This is a genomic window from Arthrobacter sp. ES3-54 (genome assembly GCF_029504395.1).
Taxonomy (GTDB): domain Bacteria; phylum Actinomycetota; class Actinomycetes; order Actinomycetales; family Micrococcaceae; genus Arthrobacter.
On the sequence record NZ_JAQFIF010000008.1, the window covers coordinates 38,204 to 51,782 of the forward strand.

Genomic DNA, 13,579 nt, shown 5'->3' on the forward strand with positions numbered 1-13,579 from the left:
TCCGCGCCCCATGCGCGGACGCGGGTTAGTCCGCGAATTGGATGCCTTCACCGAGTAAGCCTCTGACAAGCAGAAGCGAGAACCACCGTGACCTCCCTCATCTCCTGGCTCGACGCGTCTACAGAGGAAAACTCGAAGATGCGCGAGCTCGTGAAGCTCTTCGGCACGCCGGAAACCACTGATGACCTCGGCATGGGGCAGTTGCGCGACGCGATCAGCAACAGCTTGTTCCCGGGCACTTCCGTGCTGCACTTGGGCGCGCGGTACATGCTGCTCGTCCCGTGGGCCTACCAAACTGCCCACCGCAGCACACGGAACCCAGATGAGCTGAGGAAGCGGTCCGAGGAGTCAGAGCGGCAGCTGATCGCAAGGCTCAAAGAAATCGGCGAGGAAAGCTATATCGGCCGTGACGCCGGCCGGAACGTCCAGCTACTCCCCTCGGCCGCATATTGGACCGCGCTGCGCACCTACGGCATCGTCAGCCCGGACACTGACCGCTCTGCCGTCGCGCAGCTCATGTGCGCAGATGCCCCCGCGCCCGAAGACGGCGAACCCACCTATTCGGTCTGGAACCAGACCCTTCCCAAGCCGCCGGCAGGCTTTCCGCAAGCCGAGTATCGCGGACTGAAGCTGTCCCATGACGAAGCCCGCTGGCTCCAGGAACGCATCCTGACCACCTGCCCCCGCACCATGCTTGCCCATGTCGTCGGATCCGAGGTCAGCCCCACCCCGGGACTCTGGGCACCCTGGCTGGACCCTGCGTGCCGCAGTGCGGAGGGCGACCCCGCGCAGTGGCTCAAAGATGCAGAGGTGTTCTCCTTCATCCACAACGGCGCCACCATCCTCTACCAGCACCTGCTGGCCGAGTTCTCAGCTTCCGTTTTCAGCGTTGGCGAGGACACGCTGGAGCCCACGGAGGAACTTCTCGAAGCGTGGGAGGAGCAGCGGGACAGCAAGCGCGAGCTCCTCGCCGGCTGGGACGTGAACGATTTCATCGTCCGCGCCACGGCGCTGAACCGCGGCATCAATAGCAACACCGCCGGCTTCGCCCGGGCCATGACACAGGTAGCCACAAGCCCCGGAAAACTGATCGACAACCAGGACTTCCGTGCCGCCGTCGAAACCCGGGAGAAGCTCATGAAGAAGTCCAACTCTCGGTTCCGCAACGAACGACGGCTTCGCGCCTGGCGGCCTCCGGCCCGAGTGGCAGCGCTGAGCTTCCGCTGGGCGCAAGTACGCCGGAATGTCCTGGACATCCACGCAGGACTCGCACTGGAAGGGCAGTCGAATGCTTGAGGCAGCAAACAGGCAGGCACTCACCCAGCAGCTGCGCCCGCCGGCAGGATTCCGGCTCTCCCACGCCGTAGGCACCACCTTCACCTTGGACATGACCAGCGCCCTTTCCGTGCCGCTGAGCTTCGTCGCGGGCTCCGGAGAAGAATTCACCAACCCGGTGGCGGTGCTCAGCGCCCTGCGCAAAGTCTCCGACCGCGTGGACATCTTCTGCCAGGCCGGCCACATCAAGGCGCCCTCGGACGCCTCGGACCTGCTCGCACTGCTGGAGCCGATGGTCCACCAGGTCAGCGTTCGGCGCGGCCTTTTCCACCCGAAGATCTGGCTCCTCGAATTCGAGAACGACACCGAGCGCCGCTACCGCTTCCTGTGCAGCAGCCGCAACCTCACCGCCGACGCCAGCTGGGACCTCCTCGTCCGCTTGGACGGCGAACCCATGCAGAACGCCGAGGATGCCGGACCGGACAGCGGCCCCTTGGCCCGCTTCATCGCAGGGCTCCCCGATCTCTGCACGGTAACGCCCGACGCCGAACGGCTGGCCAGGATGCGCGGCCTCGCGTCCCGCCTAACTGACGTCCGCTGGGACCTGCCCGAGGATATCCACCGCCTGGCCTTCCGGCCGATGGGCATGGGCGAAAACTTCGAACAAGGCTCAATCGTGGCGCACCTCGGCGATCCGGAGAACTTCATCGCGTTGAATAACAAGACCGGAGACGGGGCCCACTGCGGCCGGGAGAAGCTGGTTATCTCCCCCTTCCTCGATGACACACTGATCCGCCGGCTGCGGGACCGCTGGACAGACAACCTCTACCTCTATTCGCGCGACGATCAGCTGAACCTTCTCCAGCAACAGACGATCGCCGATACCCGCACGTCGTTCAAAGTCTTTGACGAACTCGGCATCCCCGAATCGTCGGAGTCAGGGCAAAGCGATGTAGACGAGTCCGGACTCCAGCGCGTTGCCGACGATCTCACCGGCCTGCACGCCAAGGCCTACTTCTGCGACTACGACCACCATACTTACGCGCTTCTCGGGTCGGCCAACGCCACCGAAGCAGGCTTCACCAGGAACGTGGAGTTCCTGGTGGAAATGCGGGGAGCCAAGAAACGCCTGGGGGTGCAGCGCATCCTGGAGAGTCTCAAGGACGTGCCCTTCGCCGACTATCTGGGCACCGGCGGCGCGGCCCGCTCGGAAGAGGACGTGGCAGCCTTCCGGCTGGAGAATGCGCTGCGGGATGCTGCGGCGCAACGGTTCCTCCTCGACGCCGTCCTCGATGGCGATGCCAAGAGCACGTTCACGGTGACCGTCTCGCATGACTGGTCGCCCAAACCCGAGTTCCACGCGAAGCTTCGGCTCCTTTCACTCCCCCAGCCAAGCGCCGTCGTCGAGCCCTTCGGCGGTCAGCACGAACACGCCTTCCACGCCATCCCGCTGGCTGACGTAACGCCCTATCTGGTGCTCACTCTGGAGGACCCGGCGGCCGGGCTGTCCAAGAGCACAGTGATCCAGGGCAGTCTGCGTACCGATCCTGCGGGAAGACTGGATGAGATCATCGCCCGCCAGCTCGATGACCCGCAAAAGCTCCGGCAGTTCCTGTTGTTGTTCCTCACTCCGGAGGATGCCCTTCCGGGGTCCGGGACGGGCACAGGGTGGTTCGCCGGTTCAGCGTTCGGCGACGGCTCCGCCGCGGGACTCTTCGAAGCGATGGTGGGCGCGATGGCGGGCCCAGACGCCGGCTTGGTCTTTCCGGATCTGAAGGTAGTCATGGACCGGCTGCTCGCCCTTCGCGGCGATGACCCGGAGATTCTGCAGCTGCACGCGCTCTGGACGGCAGCCACCGAAGCATTGGATATAGGGGAACTTCATGGGGTTTGATGCAACGCCCGCGCTGGACGGTCTGAGGGTCTTTCAGCGCCGGACCGTGGAACATGTCTTCAAGCGCCTTTACCTGGATGACCAGCCGGCCGACCGCTTCCTCGTCGCGGATGAGACCGGGCTGGGCAAAAGCATGGTGGCCCGCGGCGTCATCGCGAAAGCGATCGAGCGGCTCGACCGGCCGGATTCCGGCGTGGACCGCATCGACGTCGTCTACGTCTGCTCCAATGCGGACCTGGCCAAGCAGAACCTCGGGAGGCTGAACGTCACCGGGCAGAAGGACATCATCGAGTCGGGCCGGCTGACGCTGCTGCCTGCCGAGCTGACCAAGCTCAATGCTCCTGCGGCGCCGGGAACACGGAAGCGGGTCAACTTCATCTCGCTGACGCCGGGCACGTCGTTCAACGTCGGCGGGGCAACCGGCCAGGCGCGAGAACGGGCTGTGCTGTTTCGGATCCTCGAACAGCTCGGAGTGACCACTACCGAACGCCGGGATGACGCGGTCGAGCTGTTGAGGGCGGGCGCTGGCGTTCCCGGATTCAGCTGGGAAATCAAACGCCTCACCGAACTGCATCCCGAAGGGTTCGTCACCTCGGTGTGTGACAAATTCAGACAGCTCGCCACGAAGAGCGGAAATCTCGCCGCTTTTGAAACGGCGATGAGCGACGCCCTAACCGCCGGAACTGACAATGTCCGGCCCCGCATGAGCGCCATCATCGGAGGGCTCCGGGGAGACCTGGCCCAGGCCGGGCTTGATTGCCTGGAACCTGACCTGATCATCCTGGACGAGTTCCAGCGCTTCCGCGATCTGCTCTACTCCCCCGGCACCGCGCCCGACGACGAGGATTCCGCGGCAGAGCTCGCGCGCCAGTTCCTGAATTATGACGGCGCCAAGCTGATCCTGCTCTCGGCCACGCCGTACAAGGCGCACACCGTGGCGAACGAAGCGGACGGCGACGACCACGCCGCAGACTTCCGCCAGTTGCTGCGTTTCCTCAGCAGCGACCGGCAGGGGTACATGGAAGGCCTCGAAACTGACCTGGATGACCGGCGGACCCAGCTGCTGAAGCAGGTCCGGGACGACGGGCTGACGCACCGCATCGAGGACGATCTGAAGCTGTTCATGAGCCGTACGGAGCGGCCCCAGCTCGGCAAAGATGACATGCTGTCCGTGATCGAGATGGCGCCGACGGACGTTCGCGCCGGGGACCTCACCAGCTACAAGTCCCTGTCCGCTTTGTTCCGGGCCACGCGCGCCGGAAATCCGATGGAGTACTGGAAATCGGTGCCGATGTTCGCGCACTTCCTCACCGACTACAAGGTCGGCAGGATGCTAGATGGCCGGATCAGCTGCGACCGTGAAGCCGTTGACCCGGTGCTGCCGGCCCTGGCGACCATAGACTCTGACGCTTATCGACGCTACGGCGCCGTAGAGACCGACAACGCCAAGTTCCGGGCCGTGCGTGAGCACACCGTCGGCCAGGGCTGGTGGAAGCTGCTGTGGATGCCGCCGTCGCTCCCTTATGTATCGCCCTCCGGCGCATTTGCAGAGGTAAGTGCGGACGTCACCAAGCAGCTGGTCTTTTCTGCGTGGAACGCCGCCCCGACGGCTATCACCACGATGCTCTCCTACGAGGCCGAGCGGCAGATCCTTGAGGCGTCGCCGCTGCACGGTGAAAACACAGCGGAGGCCCGCAAACGCTTCCGCGGTCGACTGCGGTTCCGTGTCCGCGACGGTGAGCCCCAGGCCATGTCCACGCTGGCCCTGTTCATCCCCCATGCTGCTCTGGCACTTGCAGGTGATCCGCTGGAGAGTGCCTCATTGAGTGGTTCCCTGGTGCCCGGCGATGTTGTTCGCGATGCCGCCGCCGCAGCCGGCACCGCGATGGTGGGCGGCGCCGTCGTCGACTCAGCCAGCCGGCTCGGTACCTGGGCGTCCTATTTCTCGGTGCCGGGTGCCCTGCCGGCAGAGTGGAAGAACAATGCCAAACTGGCCACGCGGGAGCTGCGTCAGCTGGACGATTACACCCAGCAGCAGGGCAAAGCTTCGGATGGCGGGGAAACCGAGCGGGAAGGGGGCTCCGATGCCGGGCTCTATCTGGCACACGTTGATCGGATGCTGGGCGCGGTTGTCGGTGAGCCGGCGGGCTGGGAGGACGGGATTGAAGATCTGGCCGTCAACTCCCCCGCCAACTGCCTCTACCGTGCCCTGAGGCGTGTGGTGCCGGACGAGTTCGACGGTGCCGAGCTATGGAAGGCCGCCGTCTTCGCCGCGACCGGCCTGCGCACGCTCTTCAACCGGCTCGACGCCACCGAGCTGCTGGACAAGCTCTATCCCGAAGGCGACTACTGGCAGAAGGTCTTGCGCTACTGCGAAGCCGGAAACCTCCAGGCGGTGCTGGACGAGTACGTCTTCCAGCTCCGCAGCCAGCAGGCCCCCGGAGAGATCGCCAACGAGCAGCTGTGGGCGCTGGCCGATGACATCCGGCGTTCCTTGTCCCTCAAGCCCGCCCAGATGCTCGCCAAGTATCCCGACGGTTCGCACGAGGACCTCCGTATGGGCAGCCGTTTCGCCGTCCGGTACAGCAACGCCAAGACGGACGACGGCGACAGCAACCGCATGCCCGATGTCCGCCGCGCTTTCAACAGCCCCTTCTGGCCGTTCGTGCTTGCGTCCACGTCGGTGGGCCAGGAGGGCATCGACTTCCACTGGTGGGCCCACTCGGTCATCCACTGGAACGTGCCCGGAAACCCCGTTGATTTCGAACAGCGCGAGGGACGGGTCCACCGGTACCTGGGGCACGCGGTGCGGAAGAATGTGGCCGAAGCGCATGGCGCTGAGGTGCTGAAGCCCGGAGTCACGGACCCGTGGGAAGCGCTGTTTTCTGTAGCTTCTGCCGATGTTGCGGCGCACCCGGAAGATTCCAACACGGAGTTCGCCCCGCACTGGATCCACCCGGGAGCGCACAAGATCGAACGGCGGCTCCTAGACCACCCGTTGAGCCGGGATGTACCCAGGACCAAGCACATGCTTGCAGGACTCGCGAAGTACCGGCTGACGCTGGGCCAGGCGAGGCAGGACGATTTGCTGGGGTTGATAAAGGACGGGACTGAGATCAAGCCGCTGAATTTGCAGCCTTAAGTCGACGGTCTGCCGAACCCGGTGGCAGCGAGGTCTCCACGCCTTGCAGCCTGCGCAGCGGGGAGACACTGCAATCGCGGGCTTAGTTCGCAGACGCACGCTCGGCGACAGCATCATGGAGGCACCTAGTGGTTCCGCCGTTCAGCAACTCGGAGAACCCCGCGGAGGAGACGACGCACACGTGATGCTTGCGGCGATCTTGGTTGATGACGTCGAGTAGTTTGTCACTGAACTGAATTTTCATATTTGCAACAATCTGGCCGGTTAGGTCGCCATGAATGAGGAGGGATATCTGGCCAGTCAGATCATTCTTGAACTTCGCACCCTTGGTTTCGATGATCTTTGCCAGATTGTCCCGTTTGATGTGCTCTCCGCGCACAACAACCCTGCCTGTCATCGTCACTGTCTGTCCGCGAAGGGTGGTCACGAAGCCGTTGCATGGTCCTGAATACTTGTACATTTCTGTCCCCCTGCTCGATTGGGTCTAGGCCGCGATGAAGTCTTGGTTGTCCTGGCAGTCCCAGAAGTCATCCTCTGAAAGGCGATGCGTCCACAGGCGAAAATGCTTTGCGGCCTGCTGGGCGATGCGATTTCCCGGGCACCCCCTGCCGTCGGACCACGCTGCCAGTTCCAGATGAGTCGTGGTCTTAAGGACGTCCTGAACAGCCGGGAAACAATCACTGTCCCCCGAGAAGAGGATGAGCGTGTCGAATCGATGGGACTCGGCAGTCTTCACAAGATCCAGGCTGAGACGAACATCGACGCCTGATTCCTTGGGCTGAACGCGATACTTGGCGTAGTGGAGCGGCAAATACGTGGCATGAACCAAGGAATCGGTGCTCCAGCGCCGTTGCTCATCCCTGAAGATCTTCGTGGCTTCCGGATCCAAGAATCGTTCCGGACTTCCTCGGTATAGGAAAATGCCTGCCAGTTCGCCTTCCTTCGTGCGCTTCGACATGATTGATTCGGCAACCCTGCGAGGCGAAACATGCGTGCTCCACTTCTCGAAATCACTGGCGAAAAGATCATGACCCACAAGATGGACGTTCGAATAGTCTAGAAAAACAGCGATTCTTTCCATAGTATTTATCTCCTTTAACAGGTGAAGCCGCCACGGTTACGTGACGGCATTTAGATCTATGATTTTTTTAGTGAAACGAGATTCGAATCATCCTTCGAACTACAGCATGACTTCCAAGATCATTCGGAAGATATCCCGAATAGATATTTCTCCTAGATACAAAAGAAGCCCCGCACCTTGAAGGCGCAGGGATCAGTTGAGTTGAGTTTGCATTGCGGAATGCAAATTGTCAAGTCCGTGCGGGTCTGTGACTGTCGCTCGGACACCCCAGCAACCCTAGGCTGCCTGATTCGGCTGTCAAGAGTTCCGAAATGGACCGCCAGCCGGGGGTCTCCCGGAGCCGCGCCCACACCTTCGTGCCATTCATTGCCCCACCGAACCAGCGTCAGCAAGGGTGCTCGGGGCGGTGCATCTCGGCGCACCGCGGCCGTGGCTAACGCAGAATTGTCGGTGCTGCTGGGTAGCCTTTCCCAGTAACCAATTTTGCACTGTGGGGGAAGAATGAGCACGCTCGACGAAGAACAACAAGCGGCGCTGCGAAAGTTCAAACAGGACGTGCTGGGGGTCGCTCAGGACGCACCACCGGAGCGGCAGCCACCGGTGGCGCGACGCGAGCTACGAGAGCCTCGCCCCCGAATCCTGCATGATCCCCAGTCGCGGGCCGGACGCTCCCCGAGTCCGCGCCTCTCTGGAACGAATAGACCAGGAATTTTGCTTAGTGTCATTGCCCAAGAGACTGGTCTGAAGGTTCAGGACTTGATCCGAGAGTGTCGCAGAGCCGGGATACAGCTCCACTCCAAACCGAGACTAACACGGCTGTTTCCGGAAGAGGCAGACCACCTTCGACGGTTTGCCGTCCGTCCGGCGAAACTAGAGCCTCTGACGCGCGCCACCTATAGACCTGACCCCGGGGGTCGCATCAGTCTCGAAGATTACGACCGGATAGAGAAGGACTTTGTAGCCAGCCTCTTGGCCTTCGGCTTCGTGCCAGCACGTCGTGACATCCAGCGATTCCCCAATCGCTCGTGGGCAGGAATTGTCCGGCACCACCGACAGATTGCGGCGCATATTGCGGAACGGGGGCGGGCTTCAGCGTCGGCAAGACAACAAAACGGGGCACCGCATGCACCGCGTCGCCCATCAACTGAGTCTCCAACGAACACGGGCGCCGCCCAAGTGCCGATCACCGTGCCGAAAGCGACGACGAGCAACATTTACAATCCCCTGGCAGCCAAGATCAAGCGGGAACTCGACGACCGTCGGCATCGACGAGAAATTGACCCTGAGTCCAAGCCGGAAGCGAGCACCATCAAGCTCCTACCTCATGTGGACCCACTGCCCACAACCCTAAGTGTCGGAAGCCCCGCCCTCGAGGAACTGCAACTGACGCTCAGCAGCTTTGCGCCCAAAGACCACCCGGTCTTGTTCGACGGACTAAAAGCAGCGCTCGACCTGGACGAACGCATCGCCAAGGCCTCCCCGGCCGACACGGATAGCGCGAAGCTCACCGCCCGTGCGCTTCGTAACCTGCTGCTTATCGTCTGCCACGGAAAGTTCGGCCTGTTCGCTTATCACGAAGTCAGCAACGCCATTCGGGCAGTCTCGCGCAGGAGCTGCGGGAGCGCCACACCGGGCGGCGTCGCGAACGCCCTAACTAATCTGCGTCCCATGCACACAGGGGTCCTCACCGACACAGGCAAGAGCCGCTTCATCTTCTGGCATGTGGAGCAGCACGAAACGCAGCTGGCAGTCGTAACTTTCGGTGCCATGTCTGATTGGGTCCGGGGTATGGACCTCGGACAATACGTGCCCCTTCGCGGACGCCTGATCTCCACGTCACGGCATGCGAAGCTGACCGAGATGGACCGAGAGGACGCCCAGTTCATGGCGGAGGCCGCGCTGAAGCTACGGAAAGGCATCCACATCCGCCGGACTGCACCCGCGTCCTTGGAACCGCGTAGTCGCAACTACGTCGACGGTCACACCCGAGCCGTAAGTCGAAGCCTCGTATATAAGCCTCATAGCGACTGGCTGGTTCCAGTTGTCATCGAAAATGGCGTTGCTACCGCGGGCCTCCGCGAGGGATTCTTCTCTAACTACGGGGGTAGAAGTGTCCATGAGGTACGCGAGTTCTACCGCCGAGCGCCTGGCAGTTCCTGGAATGACCCAAAGACGGTCCTAGTGAGCGCACATACCCGAGGAGGCTACGACGTCGGTGATATCGGCCCCATGCCGACTGTGACGATCATGCGAGACAAGTGAACCAAGCTCAATACTGAACTACTGAGCTGCAGCAGCAGCCGCGTAGACATCGGCCGGCATTGGTCGGTGCGGCTTCGACGTGATGGCGATCGGCCTCTCCCCCATGTGCTGCACCCACCTGTCCGAGACACATGTACGGAACAGTCAGGCCCCTCTCATCTTCCGACGTTTCCCGGGTGAAGATCAGGAGCTTCGAACCGTGCGTAGCCCGGTTCAGGTACCGCATCCCGGTCGGGCTCGCTGGCGGCGCGGCCATCGAAGAAGTGCTTGGCGATGTCGACGCCGAGATCCGGCTGAGCGTTGGTGTTGAGGGGATTGTGCGAAATCCCGAGGAACTGCGCCTCACCACTCTCCCTTTGAATCCTGTTAGTGCCTTGGCTGGGATGACAAAGATCAGCTACACGTATTGTCAGAGGTGTCCCTTAGCATTGTCGAATGACCATTTCAGTGGGGGAACTTTTCAGTGAAGCAGGACTCAGTCCGGCGGGGGTAGTGCGCTGGGGAGACCGGATTCCGTTGGATCTACCCGGTGTTTATGTCGTTGCTTCTACCTCAGATCTCGGCGATCCGGTGGGCCTAGTGGGGGCCTATCGTCACGATCCCAGAGCTCTCGATGCGCTTATGGAAATCTGCCCGTCAGTGACGGTCGATGGCAGGCCAGCATCCAGTCATGACCTTGCTGAAAGAATCGGTGGCTTCTGGATTCCGGAAACATCCGTTCTCTATGTCGGGCTGGCCGGCACGTCTGTACAGAAACGGGTGGATCAGTACTACGGCACGCGAATTGGCCAGCGCTCGCCTCATGCCGGTGGTTGGTGGATGAAGACCCTTGTCAATCTTGAGGCACTATTCGTCCACTATGCGGCAGCCGAGACCCCAGAATCGGCAGAGGCCGACCTGCTGAAATCTTTCGCAGAGGCCGTGCCGCCTTCCGCGCGCCAAGCCCTTCACGATTCCGAACGCATTGCACCGTTTGCCAACGTTGCGGTTAAACCGGGTCTACGGAAGCGGCACGGCATGGCCGGATACACACTGCAACAGGCCAGATCGCAGCCTGACCCGGCAACCAGCTTCCGGGCGTTGGGGTCGGCCCCTGCGTCTTCCGCGTTTGCCGGGCCGGTGTCGCCAGACGCGGATGTAGTCGGTCATGGGACGCGAATTGAATCCCAGGTCATCACAAAGAACGACCGCGCCGGTTCCAACCTGCGTATCCCCGCCCGCTCGAAGTTCGCATTGCCAGCAGGCGATGGATTTCTATATGTGAAATACCGAGACGAGGTCGTCGAGGCTCGTTGGCGTGTGAACGGCACGCGGTCCGGAACCATCGGACTCGGACGAACCATTATGAGCGCTCTAGGGACGCCCGACAGAAGCATATGGATGCGCGTCGATGGCACCTCAGTCATGATCGAGGTGTGATCAACAAATGAATCATCCCCACGTATTCGTGGCCATGGCGGACATCCTGAATCTGAAATGTGACGCATGGCTTCTGCCAACTGACTCAACCCTTCACATCGAGTCTCATTGGCTCCCTGCTCATCCCGAGCTACGGAGGCTGGCAACGGATTCGGCCTCGGTTAGTTTCCGTGATGGAGCGGCACTGGCTGAGCCGATCCGCCCCTGGGGCCCGGATGCACCGCTGCCGGTCATGACTGCCGTCCCCAACGACGGCCGCTGGACTCCCGCTGCCGTCGCCGAGAGGCTCGAAGCCTTCGTCCTAAGTGCTGTGGCTGCCGTTCCAGAATCGCACGCCCGTCCACGGAGGCTGCTTGCCTTGCCATTCTTCGGCACCGCCGGAGGTGGTGCCGGAAACAATCTTGGCGCGGCACTGCGCGCGATTCTCGATGCCTCTAACGAACTCGCGTATCGTTTCGGCGTCGACCTCGTCCTGGTCCTGCGGGACAAAGCGGCCTTCTCGCTGGCCCAAAAGCTGCGACGTGAGGCACCCTGCCACGCGACGTGGCCCTCCCTTGACGATCAACTGCATGAGAGTGCCAAAGATCTTGGCGGCAAAGCCAGAGCCGGGCATCTGGTGCCATTCCTCGGCGCTGGCGTCAGCGTCAGCGCCGGAGCGCCTAGTTGGGCGCAGCTTCTAGATAAATTGAGGACTCGCGTCAACCTGAAGGAAGCTGAAGAATCCGCGTTCGAAGGTCTAGGTGTGCTGGATCAAGCCGGTGTTCTGGAGCAGCTGTATGCCGATCAGCACGGCTCCCGAGAAGCCTTCGGGGCGGCTGTAGCAGATGCTGTCGACCTGCCCAGATACGGGTTGGCGCCGGCACTGCTTGCCACCCTCCCGTCGGCTGGCGCCATCACACTCAATTACGACAGGCTCTTCGAGACTGCCTGCACCGACGCCCAAAGGCCGAGAACCGTCCTGCCGGAAAATGTCCCTGCAGTCGGCAACAACTGGTTGCTGAAGCTGCACGGATCAGTCAGTCAGCCGGAGAGCATTGTGCTCACCAGGGATGACTACCTTGGTTACAACAGCAACAGAGACGCACTTTCGGCTCTCGTCAAAGCGCACTTGCTCACGCATCATCTGCTATTTGTTGGCTTCGGCCTTGCCGACGATCACTTCCACGAGATCGTCCACGACGTCAGGCGTGCACTCCCAACGGAGGTCTCCAGAAACCACCAGATGGGTACGGTGCTGTCACTCTTCCACGAGCCGCTGCAGAAACTCGTGTGGGAAGGGAAGCTGGATATTTTGCCTATGTCGGGCGACGCTCCTGTCCCCGGGTCCTGCAAAGACGAAGTGCAAACCGCTATAAATGCCGCAGGAAGGAAGCTCGAAATCTTCCTCGACATGATGATGGCCTATGCAACGGATAACCACTCCTATTTGCTGGCGCCCGCATACAGCCGCGGACTCCCTCGAGGAGAAAGCGAACTTCGGCAGCAGCTTCTGACGCTGGCGCAACAACCGAGAGCTGAAACATCTGCCGAAGTGTGGGGCGTACTCGAAGGTGCCCTCGCGAGTCTGGGCTATACCCCCGGCCACAACTATGAACGGAACGAATTGCCATGAAAGTCGACGTCCGGGTCCTGACCCAGGTCGCCGAGTATCTGGGCAATTATGTTTATCTCCTACTTGACCCTCGCACTATGGCCCCCTTCTATGTGGGCAAGGGAACCGGGGCGCGGGCTGTCCAACACGGTCTGGACGCCGAGGTTTGTCGGCTACCGACGACGAACCACCGGTGGAGCACTCTCGAAAAATAGCCACAATCAAAGAGATCCGCCAAGCCGGCTTCGAGCCGGAGATTTGGATTCTAAGGCATGGCATGGGTCCTGAGTACACCCAAGTGGAAGCCGCCACAATCGACCTATTGTCGTCGGTCCTCATTCAACCGAGCCGACACGTCCGACCTCTATCCCACCTCGGTTTACTGACCAACGAACGGCGGGAAGCTTCCAGAGGCCATGGGATTGAGACGTTGGCCAACATCGTTGCAGAGTTTGGTGCCCCACAGCTTGGTCCCGCCGTTCCACCGGTCCTTCTCATCACCCTCAAGCCATGGGTGGACCATCTCGAAGTTTCGCCGGGCGGCACGATGCGACGCGACTACGGATTCCGAACAGAATGGCTCAATTTCGCCGACCGGGCCTCTTACGCCGAGGAGCTCGGCGACTCGGTGCGCTGCTGGTGGAAGTTGAGGCAGTCAAAGGTGGAAGAGCTCAGCATCGAGCACGTCGTCGCCGTCCACCGGGGCGTCACACGTGGCCTGTTCAGGATCATTCCGGACAGCTGGGAGTATGACGCGATTTCGGGCCGCCGAGGGTTCAGGGTTGATCCCGTCCTAGATGGCGCGCTATTCGACGAAGTCGTCGGCGAGTACGGCCACCGGACGGTGGCCAAGAAGCGCGGCGACATGAGCACGGTCAACTACTGGCCGCGCTCGATGTGAAATGTAGGCAATCA

General features: G+C 61.7%; 9 protein-coding genes. 7 read left to right on the plus strand and 2 right to left on the minus strand.

The window, feature by feature from the left end:
* Positions 1-87 precede the first annotated feature (87 nt).
* From M2428_RS14800 to M2428_RS14810, 3 genes are read left to right on the plus strand one after another with little or no spacing between them, the layout of a single operon-like run.
* On the plus strand, positions 88-1,296 hold the full coding sequence (locus M2428_RS14800; protein ID WP_277526714.1) for a DUF6361 family protein: 1,209 nt from the start codon (positions 88-90) through the stop codon (positions 1,294-1,296).
* A complete protein-coding gene (locus M2428_RS14805; RefSeq protein WP_277526715.1) occupies positions 1,289-3,169 on the plus strand; it encodes a phospholipase D family protein in 1,881 nt (626 codons plus the stop codon). The genes M2428_RS14800 and M2428_RS14805 overlap by 8 nt, the downstream gene beginning before the upstream one ends.
* Complete coding sequence (locus M2428_RS14810; RefSeq protein ID WP_277526716.1) at positions 3,159-6,311, plus strand: helicase C-terminal domain-containing protein; 3,153 nt, start codon at positions 3,159-3,161, stop codon at positions 6,309-6,311. Before M2428_RS14805 ends, M2428_RS14810 begins: the two co-directional genes overlap by 11 nt.
* A gap of 82 nt (positions 6,312-6,393) precedes the next feature.
* Here M2428_RS14810 and M2428_RS14815 read toward each other — a convergent pair whose 3' ends face one another.
* Together M2428_RS14815 and M2428_RS14820 are read right to left on the minus strand one after the other, a co-directional pair.
* Positions 6,394-6,771, minus strand: a complete 378-nt coding sequence (locus tag M2428_RS14815) for a hypothetical protein (RefSeq protein WP_277526717.1) — start codon at positions 6,769-6,771, stop codon at positions 6,394-6,396.
* A 24-nt stretch (positions 6,772-6,795) separates the two neighbouring features.
* Positions 6,796-7,392 carry an NYN domain-containing protein gene (locus M2428_RS14820; protein WP_277526718.1) on the minus strand — a complete coding sequence of 199 codons (597 nt, stop codon included), beginning with the start codon at positions 7,390-7,392 and terminating at the stop codon, positions 6,796-6,798.
* Positions 7,393-8,568: 1,176 nt separating this feature from the next.
* Between M2428_RS14820 and M2428_RS14825 the strand changes: the two genes are divergently transcribed.
* From M2428_RS14825 to M2428_RS14840, 4 genes are all read left to right on the plus strand, one after another.
* Complete coding sequence (locus M2428_RS14825; RefSeq protein WP_277526719.1) at positions 8,569-9,654, plus strand: hypothetical protein; 1,086 nt, start codon at positions 8,569-8,571, stop codon at positions 9,652-9,654.
* A 435-nt stretch (positions 9,655-10,089) separates the two neighbouring features.
* The gene (locus M2428_RS14830; protein ID WP_277526720.1) at positions 10,090-11,073 is read left to right on the plus strand and encodes a hypothetical protein; all 984 of its coding nucleotides are present in this window, start codon (positions 10,090-10,092) and stop codon (positions 11,071-11,073) included.
* A 7-nt stretch (positions 11,074-11,080) separates the two neighbouring features.
* Positions 11,081-12,685 (plus strand): SIR2 family protein, encoded by a 1,605-nt coding sequence (locus tag M2428_RS14835; RefSeq protein ID WP_277526721.1) that lies wholly within the window; start codon positions 11,081-11,083, stop codon positions 12,683-12,685.
* Positions 12,686-12,830: 145 nt separating this feature from the next.
* Complete coding sequence (locus M2428_RS14840) at positions 12,831-13,565, plus strand: hypothetical protein (protein WP_277526722.1); 735 nt, start codon at positions 12,831-12,833, stop codon at positions 13,563-13,565.
* Positions 13,566-13,579 lie beyond the last annotated feature (14 nt).